This window comes from Dokdonella fugitiva, assembly GCF_004342425.1.
GTDB lineage: Bacteria > Pseudomonadota > Gammaproteobacteria > Xanthomonadales > Rhodanobacteraceae > Dokdonella_A > Dokdonella_A fugitiva.
On record NZ_SLWQ01000002.1, the window covers coordinates 423,791 to 443,624 of the forward strand.

A 19,834-nucleotide genomic window follows, 5' to 3' on the forward strand; every position below is an offset into this window, starting at 1 on the left:
TACGACCGGAGGTCACCATGCACCGCCCGCACCGGACCCGCTTCCTTCTGCTCGAGCTCGCGCTCGCCCTGCCCGGCTTCGCGACCGCGCAGGCGCCGGCCGCGCCGGCGACGATCGTCGAAGTCGCCAAGGCGGACGTGGCCGAGATCGCGCCGCGCCGCTGGGTGCCGGGCAGCGTCGTCAGCCGCGACGACGCCAGGCTCGCGACGAGCGCCGCGGGCCGGCTCGAGTACGTCGCCGAAGTCGGCACGCGCCTCGAGGCCGGCGAGCGCGTCGCCAAACTCGAGGACGAAGCGATCCGCCTGCACCTCGAAGACGCGCGCAGCGAAGTCGAGCGCATCAAGGCGCAACGCACGCTCGCGCAGCGGCAGAGCGAGCGCTACGAGCGGCTCGCCGAGAACCGCAGCATCGCGGCCAACCAGGTCGACGAGGCGCGCGCGCAGGTCCAGCAATACAGCGCGCAACTGCGCCAGGCGGAGGCGCGCGTGCGCACCGCGCAGTACGAGCTCGGGCAGACCGAAGTGCGCGCGCCGTTCCCGGGCGTGGTCACCGAACGCCTCGCCCAGCGCGGCGAGTTCGTCGCGACCGGCGCGGCGATCGCGCACCTCGTCGACACGGGGCGCCTCGAGGCACGCGTGCAGGCGCCGCTCGCGCTCGCGGAGATGCTGAAGGCGGACATGGAATTGCCGGTCCGCATCGGCGACGAGACGTCGAAGGCGCGCGTACGCGCGGTCGTGCCGGTCGGCGAGGAACGCTCGCGCCAGTTCGAACTGCGGCTCGCCCTGCTCGGCACGCAGCCGCTGGTCGGCAGCGCGATCGAAGTCGCCCTGCCCGAGCGCACGCCCGTGCGCGCGATGGCCGTGCCGCGCGATGCGCTCGTCGTGCGCGCCGACGGCAGCTACGTGATGCGCATCGGCGGCAACGGCACGAGCGAGAAGGTCGCCGTACGCACGGGCGCGAGCGACGGCGAGTTGACCGAAGTCGAAGGCGCGCTCACCGCGGGCGACCTCGTCGTCGTGCGCGGCGCGGAGCGCCTTGGCGACGGCCAGAAGGTGCAGGTCGCCTCACGCAGCCAGGTCGTCGCCGGCGTCACCTCGACGGCTGCGAAACCACCAGGTTGATCCCCGGGGCGGAGCAGCTTCAAAGCCGAAGATTGAAACACGGAGCACACAGAGGAAGAGCTTTTCAACGTCTGTTGCTCTTCCTTCTCCGTGTGCTCCGTGTTTCAGGATGTTGTCCGATGCGACCGCGCGAAATCAGTCGGTGAGGACGCGGTAGCACGGCACGTAGCGCGAGCCTGGCAGCTTCATGCGCTGCTGCACGACGAAGCTCGCGAGCAGGGCGTCGAGGGCCTGCATGATGTCGCGGTCGCCGTGGATCTCGAACGGGCCGTGCTGCTCGATCGCACGCATGCCCTCCTCCTTGACGTTGCCGGCGACGATGCCGGAGAACGCCCGGCGCAGGTCCGCGGCGAGGCGGTGCGAAGGCTGGTCGCGGTGCAGGTTGAGCGCGCGCATCGCCGCGTGGGTCGGCTGGAACGGCACCTGGAACTCGCGCTCGATGTGCAGCGCCCAGTTGAAGAAGAACGCGTCCTGGTTGTCGAGGCGGAACAGACGCACGCGCTCGATGCCCTTGCGCACCTGCCGCGCGACCTCGGCGGGGTCGTCGACGACGATCGAATAGTGCCGGGCGACATCGTCGCCGAGCGACAGGCGCAGGAAGCGGTCGATCTGCTCGAAGTATGCAGCCGACTCGGCCGGACCGGTGAACACGAGCGGGAACGGCAGCAACGCGTTCTCGGGGTTCAGCAGGATGCCGAGCAGGTAAAGGATTTCCTCGGCCGTGCCGACGCCGCCGGGGAACACGATGATCGCGTGGCCGATGCGCACGAATGCCTCGAGTCGCTTCTCGATGTCCGGCATGATCACGAGGTTGTTGACGATCGGGTTGGGCGATTCGGCCGCGATGATCCCTGGCTCGGTGATGCCGATGTAGCGATTGCTGTGGCGACGCTGCTTCGCGTGCGCGATGGTCGCGCCCTTCATCGGCCCCTTCATCGCGCCGGGTCCGCAGCCCGTGCATATGTCGTAGGCGCGCAGGCCGAGCTCGTAGCCGACCTTCTTGGTGTACAGGTATTCGTTGCGGCCGATCGAGTGGCCGCCCCAGCAGACGACCAAGTTCGGGTCGGTGTTCGGGCGCAGCACGCGCGCGTTGCGCAGGATCTCGAACACCGCGTGCGTGATGCCCGGGGAACTCTCGAGGTCGAACGCGCCCGCTTCGATCTGGTTGGACACGTAGACGATGTCGCGCACCACGGCGAACAGCAGCTCGTTGACGCCATGGATGAGGTGCCCGTCGACGAACGCTTCGGCGGGCGCATTGTTGAGTTCGAGCTTGACGCCGCGGTCCTGCTGCAGGATCTGGATGTCGAAGTCCGGATAGCGGTCGAGCAGCGCGCGTGCGTCGTCACTGCCGCTGCCCTGGGTCAGCACGGCGAGCGCGCAGCGGCGCAGCAGCTCGTGCAGGCCGCCTGCCCCGGCGTCGCGCAGGCGCGCGACCTCGTGGCGCGACAGGACGTCGAGCCCCGCGACCGGCGAGATGCGTGCGCTGAAGGTGGCGGACTTGGTCGGGACAGGCTCCATGCTCGTTGTTTCCTCGTTTTCGTCTTTCGTTGGATCGCTAGCAATGCCACCACGCGCCGCCGCGGTCAAGCGATCCCGCAAAAGCGAACGGCCGGCGCAAGGCCGGCCGTTCGGTGCAGCGGTGCAGCGTTGGTCAGAACGTGTAACGCAGGGTGACGAGCACCGACCAGCGCGACTGCGCGACCGCGTCTTCCCTGATGTACTGCGGCGCATTGAAGTGGCCGTCGCTCGTGGTCGGCAGCGAGTAGATGTACTGGCCCGTCGCCGGATCGATGCCACGGAAGTTGGCGATGCTGCGGGTGAAACCACCGGCGCTCGCGAACGGCACGTCGTAGATCTGGCCCCACTTCTTGTTCAGCATGTTGCCGAAGTTGAAGATGTCGAAGCGCAGCTCGCCCTTGTGGTCCTTGAAGAAGCCCGGGACTTCCTGGCGGAAGCTCAGGTTGATCTGGTTGATCCACGGCGAGGTCGCGCCGTTCTGGCCGACGACGCCGCCCTGGTGGTGGCGCAGGTAGTCGTTGCCCTTGATGAACGCGTAGAACTCGTCGATCGCGGTCTGCGAGGCACCGACGAACTGCACGTCGCCCGGCTTGGGCACGAACAGCAGGTCGTTGTTGGCGATGCCGTCGCCATTGGCGTCGTTGCCGTAGACGAAGCTGTACGGCTGGCCGCTGTGGCCGTCATAGAACGCCGACACGCTGGTGACGTAGTCACCGAAGAACTTGTGCTGCCAGGTCAGCGTGCCGAGGATGCGCGCCTTGACGTCGTAGTTCGAGCGGTACGCGACCGCCTCGTTCGGGTTGTACGTCGCGCGGCCGCTGAAGTTGCTCGAGGCCTGGCTCGACGTGCCCGGATTGACTTCGGTGGCACGGCCGATCGTGAGGCTCGTGCCGCCCGAGAAGCCTTCTTCCTTGAACGGCGTCTGCAACGACAGGGTCAGCGAGTTCGACTCGCCCTTGCCCGTGTTGGTCAGGTACGTCGAAGCGCCGCCGAACGCCGGGTTGTTGCCGAAGCGCTGGAGGCCCGAATATCCGGCCGGCGTCGTGCTGCCGGCCCACGCGGCCGGATCGGTGCTGCGCCAGTAGCTGATGCGACCATCCGGCAGCGTGCCGTTGCCCGGGCCGAGGTTGATTTCCTGGTACCACAGGCCGTGGCGCACGCCGACGTGGGCGAGTTCCGCGGTCGCGACGAGGCCCCACCACGGCAGCTCGCGGTCGAACGCGAGGCTCGCCTTGAGCACGGTCGGCAGCTGGAAGTTCTTGTCGACGGTGTCGACGGTCTGCTGCGCGTTGGGTGCCGTGTTCGGTGGCACCTGGTGGTACGGATCGGCGATGAAGCCCGAGCCGTTGGTGCCGAAGTACGTCAGCGTGCTGAGGCCGTTGTTCGAGTACGGGTTGCTCAGCCACACGCCCGGCGTCATGCCTTCGCTGATGCCCATGCCACCGCGCAGCTGCGTCTTGTACTCGGTGTCGAACGTGTAATTGAACGACGCGCGCGGCTCGAGCACGCTGTTGCCGTCGATCGTGCCCTGGTTGGAGTAGCCGAACGCCTGGCGGAAGGACGCGTTGTACGGCGGCTTGTCACCCGTCTTCGGGATGTCCCAGCGCAGGCCGTACTGCAGCGACAGCTGCGGGGTGACCTGCCAGACGTCCTGCGCGAACAGGCCCCACTGGTCGAGTTCCCAGTCCGCGGCGATGCTGTTGATGTTGCCGTTGGCCGGCTGGTACAGGCTGTACGAGGCCCAGTTGCCCTGCGCGAAGTCGTCGATCGTGTTGAACTGGTAGGCGCCGAACTCGGTGCGGCCGAACAGGTTGAAGAACTTGTCGCGCTGGAAGTCGAAGCCGGCCTTGACCGTGTGGTCGCCGAGGAACCAGTTGCCGGCGAAGAACGCGTTGTACGTCTTCACGCCGAGCACGTTGTAGTGGCGGAACTGGTCCGTGCCGAGGAACAGCGACGGCTTGTTCGAGGCGCAGCCGTCGATGCAGACCTGCACCTGCGGCTGGTCGGCGAGCGTCTGCGACACCGCGTCATACTTGCCGTACGACACCGACGCTTCGGTCGAGAACGTATCGGTCCAGTCGTCGTACAGGTTCAGCACGTAGCTCTCGAGGTTGCGGTTCTGCACGTACGAGTAGCTGGACAGGCTCAACGTGTTCGCGTTGAACGTCTGGATGATCGGCTGGTCGCTCTTGGTCTTGTTGTAGCGGAAGCTCGCGCGATGGCCATCGGCGATGTTCCAGTCGAGCTTGCCGAGGTAGAGCTTGTTGTCCTGGTTCGCGTCGGACGCACCGAGCGTGCCAGGGGTCATGCCGTAGTCGCGGGCGATCTGCGTGATGCGGTCGATCTGCTCCTGCGTGATGTTGACCGTGTTGGTCGCGCCGGAACCGATCGGGCCGAAGGTCGGGCCCGGGGCGAGCGTCTTGGACTCTTCGTAGCTGAGGAAGAAGAACAGCGTGTCCTTGATGATCGGGCCGCCGAGCGTCGCGCCGTAGGTCTTCTTCGCGTCGTAGCCCTTGAAGTCGTTGGGCTCGTCGCTCGTGAGGTCGTCCGCGTTGGTGTACGCGTAGTAGACGTCGCCATGGAACTCGTTGGTGCCCGACTTCGTCACGATGTTGACGTTGGCGCCGACGGCGCGCTTGTTCGTCACGTCGTAGTTCGCGGTCGAGATGTTGTATTCCTCGATCGCGTCGAACGACAGCGGCTGGTTCAGCGAGGGCAGGCCATTCGGCTCGAGGCCGAACGAGTCGTTGGTCGGCACGCCGTCGATCGTGATGTTGTTGTAGCGGCTGTTCTGGCCGAGCGCGGAAATCTCGCCGCGCGCGACGTTGGTGATCGTGATGTGCGGATCGGTGCGCGCGATGTCCTGGATCGAACGACTCGGGTTCGGCAGGACCTTGAGCTCGCGCTGCGAGACGTTGCTGCTGAGGCCCTTGTTGTCCGCCTGGAAGGTCGCGCCCGGCGCGATCGCGGTGACGGTGATGCCTTCGAGGGTCGACGCGGCGGCGCCGACCGTCAGGTTGAGGGTCGTTTCCTCGGCGAGCTTGAGGTAGACGTCCGGCTTGTCGGCGCTTTCACCGTGGTCACCCGACGCCTTCACTTCGAACGGGCCGCCGACGCGCAGGCCCTGCGCGCTGTAGCGACCGTTCTGGTCGGCGATGACCGTGCGCGACGTGCCCGACGGCACGTGGATGATCTCGACCGTCGCGCCGGCGACGGGTGCGCCGCTCGCGTCGACGATGCGACCGCTGATCGACGACGACGTGTTCTGCGCGAAGGCGCTCGACGCCGCGAAGAGCGAACCGATCACCCACGGCAACAGCCGCATGCGAAGTTGCTTGTTCATTGCTGCCTTTCCCTCGTAACGTGCGAAATGTCGGACATAAAAGGCCGCGGCGCACGTCCCGCGGGACGTTGCGGATGCGGCTGGGCGTTTTCTTGTATGGGACCGCCCCTGGACGGCCAGGACCCGCCGGCCATACGGTCGCGCATCCTTAACCCTAGTTTAACAGGGTTCGGTGACGGATTTGTAACATCGCGTCAAGGCGGCCCCCTGCCATTTCGCCGCAGGCGGCGGGCTGAGTGCCCGGGGTGGCCCGTCGAGTTGCAGCCAGCCGATCCGGCGCCGCGGGACGCGCCCGTCCGGTTCAGCGAACGGGATGCAGGTAGGCGACGACGCCGTCGAGGAACATCTGCACCGACAAGGCCACAAGCAGCATGCCCATCAGCCGCTCGATCGCGGTCAGCACGCTCGAGCCGAGCCAGCGGTAGAGATAGGTCGAGGACAGCAGGATCACCGCGGTCGCGAGCCAGGCGACGAACAGCGCGACGCTCCAGTCGACCGTGCGGCCCGGATTGCTGTTGGCGAGCAGCATCACCGCCGCCATCGCCGACGGGCCGGCGACGCCGGGGATCGCCATGGGCACGATGAACGGCTCGCCCTGGCTGTCACCGAACACCCCGCCTTCCTTCGGCGGAAAGATCATGCGCACGCCGATCAGGAACAGCACGATGCCGCCGGCGATGCCGACCGATTCCTGCTTGAGCTGCAGCACGTGCAGCAGGTACTGGCCACCGAACAGGAACACGAACAGCACGACCAGCGCGATGATCATCTCGCGCACGAGCACGAGACGGCGCCGCTCCGGCCGCACGTTGCGCAGCAACGCGAGGAACAGCGGGATGTTGCCGAGCGGGTCCATGATGAGGAACAGCAGCATCCCCGCCGAGACCGTGCTCATCGAACTTTCCATCGGGTTCCCCTGGACTGGCTGCTGCTGGCGAAAAAGCTACGGACAGAAGCGCAAAGATCGAAACACCGGGCACACCGGGCACACGAAGAAAGACAAGGACTGCCCGGGCCTCCCTGCCCGGACTCCGCGCCCGGTGTTTCAGCGCAGGTCGAGCACCTTGCCGCGCACGCCGATCGCGGCGGCGCCGAGCAGCCAGGCCACCGCCTGCGCGGCGCCGCCCGGATCGGGGCGGGCCATCGTGTCCTCGCCATAGTACGCCGCGCGGCGCAGGGTGGTGCGCATCGGCCCCGGCAGCAGCGCATGCGTGCGCACGGTGGAGCTCTCCGTTTCCTCGTGCACGATCGAGGCGAGTCCCTGCAGCGCGAATTTGGAAACGCCGTAGCCACCCCAGTACGCATTGCCGACGCGCGCGCCATCGTCGAACACGAATACGAGCGCGGCGTCCGGCGCGCGCCGCAGCAGCGGCATGCACGCCCGGGTGAGCAGGAATGGCGCGGTCACGTTGACCTGCAGGTTGCGGTTCCACTCATCGGGCGCCTGCTGCTCGAACGGTTGCAGCGAATCGAAGTGGGCGGCCGCGTGGACGATGCCGTCGAGGCGGCCGCATTCGCGTTCGACCGCGGCGGCGAGGTCGGCATGGTCCTTCGGCGTCGCGCCCGCGAGGTCCATCGGATAGATCGCCGGCGCCGCGCCGCCGAGGCGTTCGATCTCGTCGTACAACGCTTCCAGCGGCCGCACCTTGCGCCCGAGCAGCACGACGGTCGCGCCGCTGGCGGCAGCGGCGAGCGCGCTGGCACGGCCGAGCCCGCCGGTCGCGCCGGTGACGAGCACGACGCGCTCGCGCAGCGAATCGGCGGCCGGCACGATGGCCCCGGCCGCGGGTTGCACGGGAGCGAGCATCTCAGGCCTTCCGCGTGTCCTGCACCAGGCGCTCGAGTTCGCCCGACTCGTACAGTTCGAGCGTGATGTCGCAGCCGCCGATGAGCTCGCCGTGGATGAACAGCTGCGGGAACGTAGGCCAGTTGGAGTAACGCGGCAGGTTCGCGCGCACTTCCGGATCCTCGAGCACGTTGACGGAATGGAAGTCGGCTCCGACCGCCTTCAATGCCTGCGCCGTGCGGCTGGAGAAGCCGCACATGGGAAATTGCGGCGTGCCTTTCATGAAGAGCACGATCGGGTGATCGGCGAGGGTACCCTTGATGCGTTCGATGACGTCCATTGCTGGCCTTCGGATGGATCGGCGCGTGCTGCGCGCAATCCCGTATGGTACCACCGCGCTCCCGCCGGTTCGGCGAGCGACGCCTGCGCGGCGTCGCGCGGCAGCGGCCTGCAGCGGGCCGCATCGGGGTGGGGATTCAGGACATCCTGCTAGACTGGTGGGCCCTACCCCATCGGCAAGGAGTGTTCCATGGCGATCGAACTGCCCCCGCTTCCGTGGGCGCGTGACGCGCTGGCCCCGCACATCTCGGCGGAGACCATCGACTATCACTATGGCAAGCACCACCAGACCTATGTCACCAACCTCAACAACCAGATCAAGGGCACGGAGTTCGAAAACCTCCCGCTCGAGGAGATCATCCGCAAGTCGTCCGGCGGCATGTTCAACAACGCCGCCCAGGTCTGGAACCACACGTTCTACTGGAACTGCCTCAAGCCGAACGGCGGCGGCGAGCCGACCGGCCGCCTCGCCGACGCGATCAACAAGGCCTTCGGCGGCTTCGCGCAGTTCAAGGACGAGTTCACGAAGACCAGCGTCGGCACGTTCGGCTCCGGCTGGGGCTGGCTCGTGCAGCGTCCGGACGGCAGCCTCGCGCTCGCGAGCACGGCCAACGCGGGCACGCCGATCACCGGTGCGGACCGCCCGCTGCTGACCTGCGACGTGTGGGAACACGCGTACTACATCGACTACCGCAACGCGCGCCCGAAGTATGTCGAGGCGTTCTGGAACCTCGTCAACTGGGATTTCGTCGCCAGCCAGATGGCCTGAGCCCACGGCGATCACGCAAAGAAAAAGCCGCTCACCCGAGCGGCTTTTTTCATGCGCGGATGCCGGTGCCCGGCCCGCTCAGCCGAGCGCGGCGATCACCGGCGCGACCTGTGCCTCGCGGCCGAGCGCGGCGCCGATGCGCCGGAGACGGTCGCGCATCTCCGCCGCGTCGTCGGCGCAGAACGTCGCGTGGCCGACCTTGCGACCGGCGCGCGGACTCTTGCCGTAGTCGTGCCAGTGCGCGCGTGGCTCGGCGAGCACGGGATCGGCGGGCGGCAGTTCGCCGACCCAGTTGAGCATCGCGTTGATGCCGAGTGCACTGGTGTCGCCGAGCGGCATGCCGAGCACCGCCCGCACGTGGTTTTCGAACTGGCTCGCGGGCGAGCCTTCGATCGTCCAGTGGCCGGAGTTGTGCACGCGCGGCGCCATCTCGTTGCCGAGCAGGCGGCCGTCGCGCACGAACAGTTCGAGCGCGAACGTGCCGACGTAGTCGAGCGCCTCGGCGATGCGCCGCGCATGCGCGAAGGCGATCGGCGCGAGCGTTTCGGCGTGCGGCGCGGGCGCGAGGCTCGCCGACAGGATGCCGTCGGCATGCCAGTTCTGGGTCAGCGGCCAGGTGCGGAATTCGCCGTCGCGCGCGCGCACCGCGACCACCGACAGCTCGCGCTCGAACGGCACGAATGCCTCGAGGATCGATGGCGCGCCGCCGAGCGCCTCCCACGCCGCGTCGACGTCGGCCACCGACTTGAGGCGGAACTGGCCCTTGCCGTCGTAGCCGAGGCGGCGCGTCTTGAGGATCGACGGCGTGCCGATCGTTTCGACCGCGCGCGCGAGGTCGTCGCGCGAATCCACCGCGGCGAACGCGGGCGTGTCGAGGCCGATTTCGCGGAACAGGCTCTTCTCGGCGAGGCGATCCTGCGAGGTCGCGAGCGCACGCGGGTTGGGGAATACCTTCGTGTGTTCGGTGAGCCAGTGCGCGGTGTCGGCCGGCACGTTCTCGAAATCGAAGGTCGCCACGTCGATGCGCCGCGCGAAATCCGCGAGTGCGTCGAAGTCGCGCCAGTCCGCGCGCAGCATCGGCGCGACCTGCGCCGCACACGCGTCCTCGGCGCTGTCGACGACGAGGAAGCGCAGGCCGAGCGGCGCACCCGCGAGCGCGAGCATGCGCGCGAGCTGGCCGCCACCGAGCACGCCGATCGTTCGTCCGGAGTGGTTCATCGGCGTGCCACGCAGACAGGTGCGCGGCGCTGCGCGCGCGGGGAGTCGTGACGCGCGCTCATGCCGGCGTGCGCGGGTCGGGGTGGGCCAGCACGCTCGCGGTCTGCTCGTGGCGGAACGCATCGAGGCGGTGCGCGAGCGGCGCATCGGTCGTCGACAGCATCGCCGCGGCGCACAGGGCCGCATTGATCGCGCCGGCGCGGCCGATCGCGAAGGTCGCGACCGGGATGCCGGCGGGCATCTGCACGATCGACAGCAGCGAATCCATGCCGTTGAGCGCCTGCGACTGCACCGGCACGCCGAGCACCGGCAGGCGCGTCTTCGCGGCGAGCATGCCCGGCAGGTGGGCCGCGCCGCCGGCGCCGGCGATGATCGCGGCGAGGCCGCGCTCGACCGCCGTGGCCGCGTAGTCGAACAGCAGGTCCGGCGTGCGATGCGCGGACACCACGCGCACTTCGTGCCCGATGCCGAGCCGCTCCAGGGTTTCGACCGCGTGGCGCATCGTGTCCCAGTCCGACCGGGAACCCATCACGACGCCGATGCGGGGCTGTCCGCTCGCGCTTTCTGTCATGGCCGTCGTCAGCCTAAATCGCTATTGTACGCGCATCCGGCCGCATCCGGCCCTCCCGCTTCCGCGCATGGACAAACACCTGCTCGACATCCTCTGCTGCCCTGCCACGCACGTGCCGCTGCGCCTGCTCACCGAGGGCGAGCTCGCCGCGCTCAACCGCGCGATCGCGTCGGGGCCGGTCCGCAACGGCGCGGGCGCGACGGTCACGTCCGCGTTCAGCGCCGGCTTGATCACGCGCGACCGGCATACCATCTACCGCATCGACGACGACATCCCGGTCATGCTCGCCGACGAGGCGGTCGCCACCGCCCAGCTGGGTGACTTTCCGGACCACTGATACCATTTGCCCCAGTCGAGTGTGATGCCAGTCACATTCCAGGAACGATACCCCTTTAAGCTAGGCCACAGGCCGGCGCATGCGCGCGCAGCGGGGTTCCGGCGCCCTACGGAAAGCTTTCAATGACCGCTCCCAAAGACAATCCGAACGTCGTCGACCTGCAGCAGCGCCAGCCGGGCACGGCCGCGACCGATCGTCTGGGCGACCTGCTCAAGCTCGTGCGCGGCGTCTCGTTGAAGCGCATCAACGCGCTCGTCGGCACCCTGTTCGAGAACGTCGACGACGCGCTGTTCGACCTCGCCGAGCGCGCCGGCAGCAATGCGGTGCAGACCGAATATTTCGACGGCATGCGCGAGGTGCGCAAGAAGCGCCAGCTCGTCGAGCGTCTGTTCCAGGACCAGGCGACGAAGGCTTTCACCGATTTCGCGGACGGCAAGCTCAAGGCGGCCCGCACGGAAGTGTCGCCGCAACCGGCGTCGGGTGGCCTGTCGCTCGTCGACGACACCGAACTCGAGGAATCGCTCGCCGTGACCAGCATGGTCGCGAAGGCGGAGAACCGCCTGCAGCGCGCGCTCTACCAGGTGAACCAGCGCCTGTCCGTCATCATCGGCGGCGGCAAGGTCGAGGACAACAACAATCCGATCGGCCCGGCCGTGCTCGGCAACGCGTTCCGCAGCGCGATCCGCGAGTTCGAGGTCAACGTCCAGGTCAAGCTCATCATCTACAAGCTGTTCGACCGCTACGTCATGACCGGCCTCGAGCCGATCTACGACGAAGTCAACGTCGAGCTGATCCGCGCGGGCGTGCTGCCGCAGGTGCGCCACGTGGCGCCGACGAACAAGCAGCCCGCGCCCGCAGCCGGCGTGCGACTGCCACCCGGCGCCGCGGCTCCCGCCGCGACGACCAGCGCGCCCACCTACTACGACCCCGCCGCCGACCAGCTGCAGGCCGAGATCTACCACACGCTGCGCTCGCTGCTCGCCAACCGCCATGGCCCCGAAGGCCATGCCGGTGACGGCGCGGTCGGCGGCATCGGTTTCAGCCCGACCGACCTGCTCAGTGCATTGACGATCCTGCAGAGCCAGTCGGCCGTCGCGCAGGCGCGCGCCGAAAGCGTGGCGGACGCGGCGCAGGCGGTGCAGCAGATCAAGCGCGAGCTGCTCGACCAGGTCAACAAGCTGTCCGGCGACGCCAAGGACAAGCGCGTGTCGAGCGCGGACGAGGACACGATCGACCTCGTCGGCATGCTGTTCGAATACATCCTGCAGGACCGCAACCTGCCGGCGCAGATGCAGGCCTTGTTCGGCCGCCTGCAGATTCCGTACCTCAAGGTCGCGATCCTCGACAAGCACCTGTTCGCGCAGAAGTCGCATCCGGCGCGGCGCCTGCTCGACCTGCTCGCCGACGCGGGCAAGAGCTGGTCGGAGGAATCCGACCGCGACCATCGCCTGTACGAGCGGATCAAGGCCTGCGTGGAGACCGTGCTGCGCGATTTCGACGACGACGTCGGCGTGTTCGAACGCGAACTGGCCTCGTTCGGCGATTTCATCGACCAGCACAAGAAGCGCGCCGAACTCGCCGAGCAGCGCGCGGCCGACGCGACGCGAGGCCGCGAGAAGCTGCAGGCGGCGCGCCGCACCGCCGCGCGCGAGATCCTCAAGCGCATCGAGGACCGCAACCTGCCGCCGGTCGTGCACAGCGTCCTGTCACGTCCGTGGGCGAACTACCTCGTGCTCACGGTGCTGCGCCAGGGCGAGGAATCGGACGAGTGGAAGAACGCGCTGCGCTTCGCCGACGAGTTCGTCTGGAGCGCGCAGCCGAAGACCACCGAAAGCGAAGTGACGCGCCTGCGCGCGCTGTTGCCGCAGCTGGAGAAGGCGCTGCGCCACGGCCTGGCGACGGTCGCCTACCACGACAGCGACGTGAAGCAGCTCATGGGCGAGCTGTCGCTGTTCTACAAGCGCCTGCTCGACGGGCAGAAGATCGAAACCAAGACGGTCAAGGAAGTCATCGCCGAACAGGTCACGCCGGCGACGCCGGGCGAGGACGCCGAGGCCCCCGCTCCGGCCGTGGCGGCGACGCAGAGCCCGGTCGAGGAGATCGTGCTCGGCTCGTCCGACGCCGAGGGCACGGCGGAGTCCGAGCCCGCGGAGCCCGTCGAGGAAGACGAGTTCGTCCAGGCGGTACGCGCGATCAAGGTCGGCACGTGGATCGAGTTCATCGACGAGAACGAGCAGCGCGAGCGCGCGAAACTGTCCTGGATCAGCCCGATCAGTTCGAAGTACCTGTTCGTCAACCGGCGCGGGCTCAAGGTCTGCGACAAGACGGTCCACGGCCTCGCCGCCGAGCTGCGCCGCGGCAGCGCGGTGGTGCTCGAGGAGGTGCCGCTGTTCGACCGAGCGCTCGACGCGATCGTTGCGCGCCTGCGCCACGCCGGCGACGAGGCCCCGGCGACACCGCCCGCGCCGCAGGCAGGCTGAACACCACGCGCCGCATCGCTGCTTGCTATCCTGCGCGCCCGCCCACCGCAGAAGGCAAGAGCACGTGACGACTCCGGCACTGGTTCCGCCGCGCGACGCAATCGCGCGCGACGTACGGCGCGCCCTCGAGGAAGACATCGGCAGCGGTGACGTGACCGCCGACCTGCTGCCGGAAGGCTCGCACGGCCGGGCCCGCGTGATCACGCGCGAAGCGGCGACCCTGTGCGGGCGTGACTGGTTCGAGGAGTGCTTCCGCCAGCTCGATCCCGCGGTTCGCTTCGAATGGTTCGCCGCCGACGGCGACAGGGTCACCGCAGGCGCCCTGCTCTGCCGGATCGAAGGGCGCGCACGCGCGCTCGTGACGGCGGAGCGTTCCGCGCTCAATTTCCTGCAGACGCTGTCCGCCACCGCGACCGCCACCGCGACGTACGTCGAGGCGGCGCGCGGGACGCGCACGGCGATCCTCGACACGCGCAAGACGCTGCCCGGCCTGCGCCTCGCGCAGAAGTATGCGGTGCGCGTCGGTGGCGGCGTCAACCACCGCATCGGCCTCTACGATGCCGTGCTCATCAAGGAAAACCATATCGCCGCGGCGGGATCGATCCACTCCGCGGTCGCGCGGGCGCGCGCGTTGCACCCGGGCGTGCTGGTCGAAACCGAAGTCGAGAATTTCGCCGAGCTGCGCGAGGCGCTCGCGGCCGGCGTCGACCGCATCATGCTCGACGAGTTCGAGCTGCACGAGCTGTCGCAGGCGGTCGCCGAGGTCGGCGGGCGCGTTCCGCTGGAAGTCTCGGGCTCGGTGTCGCTCGATCGGGTGCGCGCGATCGCCGACACCGGCGTCGACTTCATCTCGGTCGGCGCGCTGACCAAGCACGTGCGCGCGCTCGACCTGTCGATGCGCGTGGAACTGGTCGACGCCGTCCCCTGACGGCGCCGGCCGCGGCGGTCAGAACATGCCGGCGAAATGGAGGACCGCGGCGAGCACGACCGCCGCGACGACCACGCCGATCGCGATCATCGCTCCGCTCGAACCACCCTTGCGGCCCTTCGGTTCCTCGACGCGTGCGCCCGCGGACTGCTGGCGTGCATCCATGCCCGGCGTGATGAGCAGGAAACGCACCGTGTCCAGGCGCAGTTCCTCGCCCGGCTTCAGCAGCCCGCTCTGCGTGCGCTTGTCGTTGATGTAGGTGCCGTTCGCCGAGCCCATGTCCTCGACCAGCACGCCCTCGGCCGTGACCTTGAGGCGCGCGTGATGGCGCGAGACCTCTTCGGCGGGAATCGGGATGTCGCAATCGGGCTGGCGACCGATGACCGCGTTGTCGGTCACCGCGAACGTCTTGCCGAGCGTCGCTCCGGACACGCCCCTCAGCAGGTAGCGCGGCAGGGCCGTGCGCACGCGCGTGCGGTCGTCGACCGGCTCGTGCTTGGCGGCCGGCGCGACGGCCGGCTTGCGCTCGCCGACGACCGACACGCCGACGCGACCGAGCACGAGCAGGTCGCCGTCCTTGATCGGGGTCGCGGCCGTGACCTGCCGGCCATTGAGTACCGTCGCCGCCTGCGCGTCGAGCGGCCGGATGCTCGCATTGCCGGCCTTGACGAGCACTTCGCAATGGCGCGCCGCGACACCTTCGCCCTTGAGCACGATGCTGCAGTCGCTGCCGCTGCCGAGCGTGCGCGCGCCGTCGGTGAGTTCCACCGGAACGTGTTCACCGCCAGGAAACACGAGTTTCATCCTCTCCCCCCATTGGAAGCCGAGCGTCGGCGGATTGTACCCGTGCCCGGCCCGTTGTCGCTGGGCATCATTCCGCAGGCATGCGGAAGGCAGGTGCACGGCAGGGCTTGTCGCGTCGCCCGCTCATCCCCACACTGTCGCGATGATCGGCACCTGGTTGTTCCTGCTCGCCATCGCGGTCGCCGTCTGGGCCTGGATGGACATCCTGCGCGCGCGCGAACTCGCGATCGCGCACAGTCGCACGCTCTGCCGCGAGGCAGGCGTGCAACTGCTCGACCAGACCGTCTCGCTCAAGCGCCTCTCGCTTGCGCGCCGCGACGGGCTGCCGACGGTCGTGCGCCGCTACGGCTTCGAGGTGAGCCTCGACGGCAGTGATCGCCATCGCTGCCACCTCGACCTCGCCGGCCGCCGGCTGGAAGCCTGGAGCCTGCCGCTCGGCGAAGAAGCCCGAGCGCGCCTGGAGCGGCCGACGCGGCTCCATCTCGTGCAGTAGCCGGACCGGCGCCGCGCCCGCTGCCGAAGGGGCCGGTTGACCTTCGGGCGAAGCCGGCGCAGCCGTCGTCGGAACGCCACCCGGAATGCGAATACCCTGGGTCGCCCGGGCCCGGCGAGGCGTCGTGTTACTTGATCACGCGCAGGTGCGGGCGCTTCGGCGCTTCGTCGGGCGGCGGTGCGCCCGGCGGTGGCTCGGCGGGTGCACCGTCGGCCTGGAACATCATGCCCTGCCCGTTCTCCTGCGCGTAGATCGCGAGCACGGCGGCCATCGGCACGTACACCGAATGGCTGATCCCGCCGAAGCGCGCGAGGAACTGCACGCGGTCGTTGGCGATCTCGAACTGGCCGACCGCGCGCGCGGCGACGTTGAGCACGATGCGCCCGTCCTTGGCCGCTCCGGGCGGCACGCGCACGCCTTCGGCGGCGGCGTCGACGAGCAGGTACGGGGTGAGGCCGTTGTCGCTGATCCACTCGTAAAACGCACGCAGCAGGTACGGGCGGTTCGACGTCATCGCCGGTGCGTTCACAGCGGTTCTCCGTGGAGTGGCGCGCAGCAGCGATGCGTCACGGGCGCAGGCCCTTTTCTTCCGCGGTCAGGCTGCGCGTGAAACCCTGGCTGCGGAAGATGCGCTCGCCGTAGTCGATGATCGCCTGCGCCTCGCGCGGCAGCTGGACGCCGAGAGAATCGAGGCGCCAGACCAGCGGCGCGAGCGCGCAATCGGCAAGGCTGATCTCGGGGCTGAGGAAGAAGCGCGACGCCTTGAACGCGCCTGCATTCTTGACGAGGTCGTCGCGCAGGGCGCGGCGCGCGGTCTCGGCCGCGCGCCCGCCCGCTTCGATCTCGTCGACGAGGGTGAGCCAGTCGTTCTCGATGCGCACGATCGCCAGGCGCAGGCGCGCGCGGGACAGCGGATCGACCGGCATCAGCGGCGGGTGCGGATAGCGTTCGTCGAGGTATTCGCAGATGACCGAGGTGTCGTACAGGACGAGGTCGCGATCGACGAGGGTCGGCACCGAGTTGTAGGGATTGAGGTCGATCAGGTCCTCGGGCGGGTCGTTCAGGTCGACCAGCACATGGTCGTAGGTCACGCCCTTGGCCGCGAGCGTCATGCGTACCCGATGGCAATGCACGCAGTTGTGGGCTGAATACAGGGTCAAGACGGTACGCGAACGCTGGTTCAAGGCCATGCTGGATCCCCTACTCCCTTCGAAGCGAGCCCTTCGCCGGCAATGTACTACGCGGCGGCAGCGGCCGCCTAGGAGCGGGGAAATGCGCGCCGGGACGCGGGTTCCCGGCGTGGACACCGCGCTGGCGAAGAAGCCGGCGCGGCCGGACCGGCGCGATCCCGGCCCGCAGGCGGGGCGGCGGTGTCGCCGCCCCGGGGCTCGCGTCAATGCACGTCCTTCCAGAACTCGTGCTTGAGCAGGTAGGCGAGCAGGGTGAACAGGGCAAGGTAGAGCAGCACCCACACGCCCATCGACTCGCGCTGCAACGCAGCGGGTTCGCCGACGTATTGCAGGAACGTCGCTATGTCGCGCGCGGTGCGGTCGAACTCCTCGGCGTTCTGCCGGCCCGGCGTGTGCACCTCGAGCTTTTCGATGACCGCGTCCTGGCCTTCCGCGGCCGGCTTCGTCACCGCGGTCTGGATGCCCTGCAGCTCCCACAACGCATTCGGCATCGACACATTGGGGAACAGCGTGTTGTTCCAGCCGGTCGGGCGGCTCGGGTCGACGTAGAACGACTTGAGGTAGTTGTAGATCCAGCCTTCCGGCTTGGCACGCGCTTCCAGCGACAGGTCCGGCGGCGCCTTGCCGAACCACGCGGTGCCGTCGGCCGGCGGCATCGGGCTGATCACCGGGTCGCCGATCTTGCCGCCACCGAACATGAAGTTCTGTTCGACGTCCTTCGGATCGAGCTTGAGGTCCTCGGCGATGCGCGAATAGCGCATGAAGCGCAGCGAGTGGCAACCCGAGCAGTAGTTGAAGAACAGGCGCGCGCCGCGCTGCATCGAGGCGACGTCGTCGAGCCGGATGTTGGCCGGCGCGAGGCCGCCTTCTTCGGACGCGTGCGCGACGCCGACGCCGATCAGGCCGGCCACGAGCAGGGCTGCAATCTTGCGGAACATCGCGGTCCTCGGAGTGTTGGTCGTGGCCTTAGTCATGCGTGGTCACCCGTTCCGGCACCGGCCTGGTCTTCTCGAAGCCGAACTTCGTGTAGACCCAGATGAAGACGAAGTAGCCGAAGTAGACGAACGTCCAGAACCGGCCGAACAGGTTCTCGATGAAGGTCGCGTCCGCCTTCTCGCCGAACCACTCGGGGATCTTCTCCGCGGTCACGCCCGCGCCGACCGCGGCGAGCATGATGAAGGACAGCGCGAACAGGCCAAGCGCGACCTTGTAGCCGAGGCCGCGGTAACGCACCGACTTGACCATGCCCTTGTCGAGCCACGGCAGCAGGAACAGCAGCACGATCGCGCCGAACATCGCGATCACGCCCCACACCGCGGTGCCGAAGAACGACGGGATCATGCGCAGGATCGCGTAGAACGGCGTGAAGTACCACACCGGCTTGATGTGCGTCGGCGTGGCCAGGTTGTTCGCCGGCAGGAAGTTGTCGTGCTCGAGGAACCAGCCGCCGAAGGTCGGCGCGTAGAAGATGATGAACGCGGCGATCAGCAGGAAGAAGCCGGTGCCGAAGATGTCCTTGACCGTGTAGTACGGGTGGAACGCGATGCCGTCGAGCGGCGTGCCGTCCGGCTTCTTCTTTTGCTTGATCTCGACCCCGTCCGGGTTGTTCGAGCCGACCTCGTGCAGCGCGCCGAGGTGCAGCACGACGAGCAGCAGCAGCACCAGCGGCAGCGCGATCACGTGCAGCGCGAAGAAGCGGTTGAGCGTCGCGTCGGCGGGCAGGTAGTCACCCATGATCCACTCGACCAGCGAATCGCCGATGAAGGGGATCGTGCCGAACAGCGAGATGATCACCTTCGCGCCCCAGAACGACATGTTGCCCCACGGCAGCACGTAGCCCATGAACGCCTCGGCCATCAGGGCGAGGAAGATCAGCATGCCGAGGATCCACACCAGCTCGCGCGGCTTCTTGTACGAGCCGTACATGAGGCCGCGGAACATGTGCAGGTAGACGACGACGAAGAACAGCGAGGCGCCGGTCGAATGCATGTAGCGGATCAGCCAGCCCCAGCTGACGTCGCGCATGATGTACTCGACCGAGGCGAACGCGGCCGAGATGCCCGGCGCGACGAGTTCCGCGCTCGGCTTGTAGTGCATCGTCAGGAAGATGCCGGTGAGGATCTGGTTGACCAGCACCAGCAGCGCGAGCGAGCCGAAGTAGTACCAGAGGTTGAAGTTCTTCGGCGCGTAATAGCCGCCCGTGTGCGCGTTGAGGAACGAGAGCACCGGCAGGCGGTCCTCGACCCAGGCAAGCACGCGGTTCTTCGGCTGCAGGCGCGTCATCGTGGTGCCCATTACGCTGCCCCCTTGTCCGGATCGACGCCGATCAGGATGTGCGTGTCGTCGACGAAGTGGTACTTCGGCACCGCGAGGTTCGCCGGTGCGGGCACGCCGTCGTAGACGCGGCCGGCCATGTCGTAGCGCGACTTGTGGCACGGGCAGTAGAAGCCGCCCTTCCACTGCGGGTCGAACGGCTCGGGCTTGAGCTCCGGGAAGAAGTCCGGCACGCAGCCGAGGTGCGTGCAGATGCCGGTCACGACCAGCCACTCGGGCTTGATCGAGCGGTATTCGTTCTTCGCGTAGTCGGGTTGCTGCGCCGTGTTGTCCGACTTCGGATCACGCAGGCGCGCATCGACCGACGCGAGCGTGTCGAGCTGCGCCTTGGTGCGGTTCACCACGAACACGGGCAGGCCGCGCCACTCGAACGTGACCTTCTGGCCCGCCTCGATCTTGCCGATATCGGCGAGCACCGGCGCACCGGCGGACTTCGCCCGCTCGCTCGGCTCCCAGGACTTGACGAAGGGGATCGCGGCCAGCGCGACGCCCGCACCACCGACGACCGAGGTCGTCGCGGTCAGGAATCGACGGCGCCCCTTGTCCACCACAGCATCGTTTGCCATCAGCACTCCGCTGCAAAGCTGAAAAAAACCACGG

The 19,834-nt window shown here is 68.1% G+C and carries 19 protein-coding genes; 6 read left to right on the top strand and 13 right to left on the bottom strand.

What is annotated here, in order from left to right; all coding sequences use genetic code 11:
- The first annotated feature begins 17 nt into the window (after nucleotides 1–17).
- Nucleotides 18–1,121: an efflux RND transporter periplasmic adaptor subunit gene (locus EV148_RS06200; protein WP_158287346.1), complete on the top strand. Its 1,104-nt coding sequence runs from the start codon at nucleotides 18–20 to the stop codon at nucleotides 1,119–1,121.
- A 135-nt stretch (nucleotides 1,122–1,256) separates the two neighbouring features.
- Here the strand turns inward: EV148_RS06200 and ppnN are convergent, their stop codons facing one another.
- The 5 genes from ppnN to grxD all read right to left on the bottom strand — a co-directional run bounded on the left by ppnN (nucleotide 1,257) and on the right by grxD (nucleotide 8,111).
- Nucleotides 1,257–2,642: a nucleotide 5'-monophosphate nucleosidase PpnN gene (ppnN, locus tag EV148_RS06205; RefSeq protein ID WP_131995090.1), complete on the bottom strand. Its 1,386-nt coding sequence runs from the start codon at nucleotides 2,640–2,642 to the stop codon at nucleotides 1,257–1,259.
- 133 nt (nucleotides 2,643–2,775) lie between these two features.
- Nucleotides 2,776–5,985 carry a TonB-dependent receptor gene (locus tag EV148_RS06210; protein WP_131995093.1) on the bottom strand — a complete coding sequence of 1,070 codons (3,210 nt, stop codon included), beginning with the start codon at nucleotides 5,983–5,985 and terminating at the stop codon, nucleotides 2,776–2,778.
- Nucleotides 5,986–6,286: 301 nt separating this feature from the next.
- On the bottom strand, nucleotides 6,287–6,880 hold the full coding sequence (locus EV148_RS06215; protein WP_131995096.1) for a YhgN family NAAT transporter: 594 nt from the start codon (nucleotides 6,878–6,880) through the stop codon (nucleotides 6,287–6,289).
- Between the two features lie 150 nt (nucleotides 6,881–7,030).
- A complete protein-coding gene (locus EV148_RS06220; RefSeq protein WP_131995099.1) occupies nucleotides 7,031–7,792 on the bottom strand; it encodes an SDR family NAD(P)-dependent oxidoreductase in 762 nt (253 codons plus the stop codon).
- A gap of 1 nt (nucleotide 7,793) precedes the next feature.
- Entirely contained in the window at nucleotides 7,794–8,111 is a 318-nt protein-coding gene (gene grxD, locus EV148_RS06225; RefSeq protein WP_131995102.1) for a Grx4 family monothiol glutaredoxin, read from the bottom strand.
- A gap of 189 nt (nucleotides 8,112–8,300) precedes the next feature.
- Here grxD and EV148_RS06230 point away from each other — a divergent pair, with 189 nt between their 5' ends.
- Nucleotides 8,301–8,879 (top strand): superoxide dismutase, encoded by a 579-nt coding sequence (locus EV148_RS06230; RefSeq protein ID WP_131995105.1) that lies wholly within the window; start codon nucleotides 8,301–8,303, stop codon nucleotides 8,877–8,879.
- A gap of 78 nt (nucleotides 8,880–8,957) precedes the next feature.
- Here the strand turns inward: EV148_RS06230 and EV148_RS06235 are convergent, their stop codons facing one another.
- Both EV148_RS06235 and purE read right to left on the bottom strand, forming a co-directional pair.
- The gene (locus EV148_RS06235; RefSeq protein ID WP_131995108.1) at nucleotides 8,958–10,097 is read right to left on the bottom strand and encodes a 5-(carboxyamino)imidazole ribonucleotide synthase; all 1,140 of its coding nucleotides are present in this window, start codon (nucleotides 10,095–10,097) and stop codon (nucleotides 8,958–8,960) included.
- A 58-nt stretch (nucleotides 10,098–10,155) separates the two neighbouring features.
- Entirely contained in the window at nucleotides 10,156–10,668 is a 513-nt protein-coding gene (purE, locus tag EV148_RS06240; protein ID WP_131995111.1) for a 5-(carboxyamino)imidazole ribonucleotide mutase, read from the bottom strand.
- A 67-nt stretch (nucleotides 10,669–10,735) separates the two neighbouring features.
- Here purE and EV148_RS06245 point away from each other — a divergent pair, with 67 nt between their 5' ends.
- The 3 genes from EV148_RS06245 (at nucleotide 10,736) to nadC (ending at nucleotide 14,413) form a co-directional block, all read left to right on the top strand.
- On the top strand, nucleotides 10,736–11,005 hold the full coding sequence (locus tag EV148_RS06245) for a Trm112 family protein (protein WP_131995114.1): 270 nt from the start codon (nucleotides 10,736–10,738) through the stop codon (nucleotides 11,003–11,005).
- A 122-nt stretch (nucleotides 11,006–11,127) separates the two neighbouring features.
- Entirely contained in the window at nucleotides 11,128–13,485 is a 2,358-nt protein-coding gene (locus EV148_RS06250) for a DUF1631 domain-containing protein (RefSeq protein ID WP_131995117.1), read from the top strand.
- 64 nt (nucleotides 13,486–13,549) lie between these two features.
- The gene (nadC, locus tag EV148_RS06255) at nucleotides 13,550–14,413 is read left to right on the top strand and encodes a carboxylating nicotinate-nucleotide diphosphorylase (RefSeq protein ID WP_131995120.1); all 864 of its coding nucleotides are present in this window, start codon (nucleotides 13,550–13,552) and stop codon (nucleotides 14,411–14,413) included.
- A gap of 18 nt (nucleotides 14,414–14,431) precedes the next feature.
- Here the strand turns inward: nadC and EV148_RS06260 are convergent, their stop codons facing one another.
- Entirely contained in the window at nucleotides 14,432–15,217 is a 786-nt protein-coding gene (locus EV148_RS06260; protein WP_131995123.1) for an FHA domain-containing protein, read from the bottom strand.
- Between the two features lie 142 nt (nucleotides 15,218–15,359).
- On the opposite strand from EV148_RS06260, the gene EV148_RS18405 reads away from it, so the two are divergent.
- Nucleotides 15,360–15,710, top strand: coding sequence for a DUF3301 domain-containing protein (locus EV148_RS18405; protein ID WP_158287347.1), 351 nt, complete (start codon nucleotides 15,360–15,362; stop codon nucleotides 15,708–15,710).
- A gap of 127 nt (nucleotides 15,711–15,837) precedes the next feature.
- Here EV148_RS18405 and EV148_RS06270 read toward each other — a convergent pair whose 3' ends face one another.
- From EV148_RS06270 to petA, 5 genes are all read right to left on the bottom strand, one after another.
- Nucleotides 15,838–16,224 (bottom strand): ClpXP protease specificity-enhancing factor, encoded by a 387-nt coding sequence (locus tag EV148_RS06270; RefSeq protein ID WP_131995526.1) that lies wholly within the window; start codon nucleotides 16,222–16,224, stop codon nucleotides 15,838–15,840.
- A 52-nt stretch (nucleotides 16,225–16,276) separates the two neighbouring features.
- Nucleotides 16,277–16,900, bottom strand: a complete 624-nt coding sequence (locus EV148_RS06275) for a glutathione S-transferase N-terminal domain-containing protein (protein ID WP_131995129.1) — start codon at nucleotides 16,898–16,900, stop codon at nucleotides 16,277–16,279.
- Nucleotides 16,901–17,103: 203 nt separating this feature from the next.
- Entirely contained in the window at nucleotides 17,104–17,838 is a 735-nt protein-coding gene (locus EV148_RS06280; RefSeq protein WP_131995132.1) for a cytochrome c1, read from the bottom strand.
- A 28-nt stretch (nucleotides 17,839–17,866) separates the two neighbouring features.
- Nucleotides 17,867–19,195 (bottom strand): cytochrome b, encoded by a 1,329-nt coding sequence (locus EV148_RS06285; RefSeq protein WP_241987995.1) that lies wholly within the window; start codon nucleotides 19,193–19,195, stop codon nucleotides 17,867–17,869.
- A complete protein-coding gene (gene petA, locus EV148_RS06290; protein WP_131995135.1) occupies nucleotides 19,195–19,800 on the bottom strand; it encodes a ubiquinol-cytochrome c reductase iron-sulfur subunit in 606 nt (201 codons plus the stop codon). Before petA ends, EV148_RS06285 begins: the two co-directional genes overlap by 1 nt.
- Nucleotides 19,801–19,834: the final 34 nt, after the last annotated feature.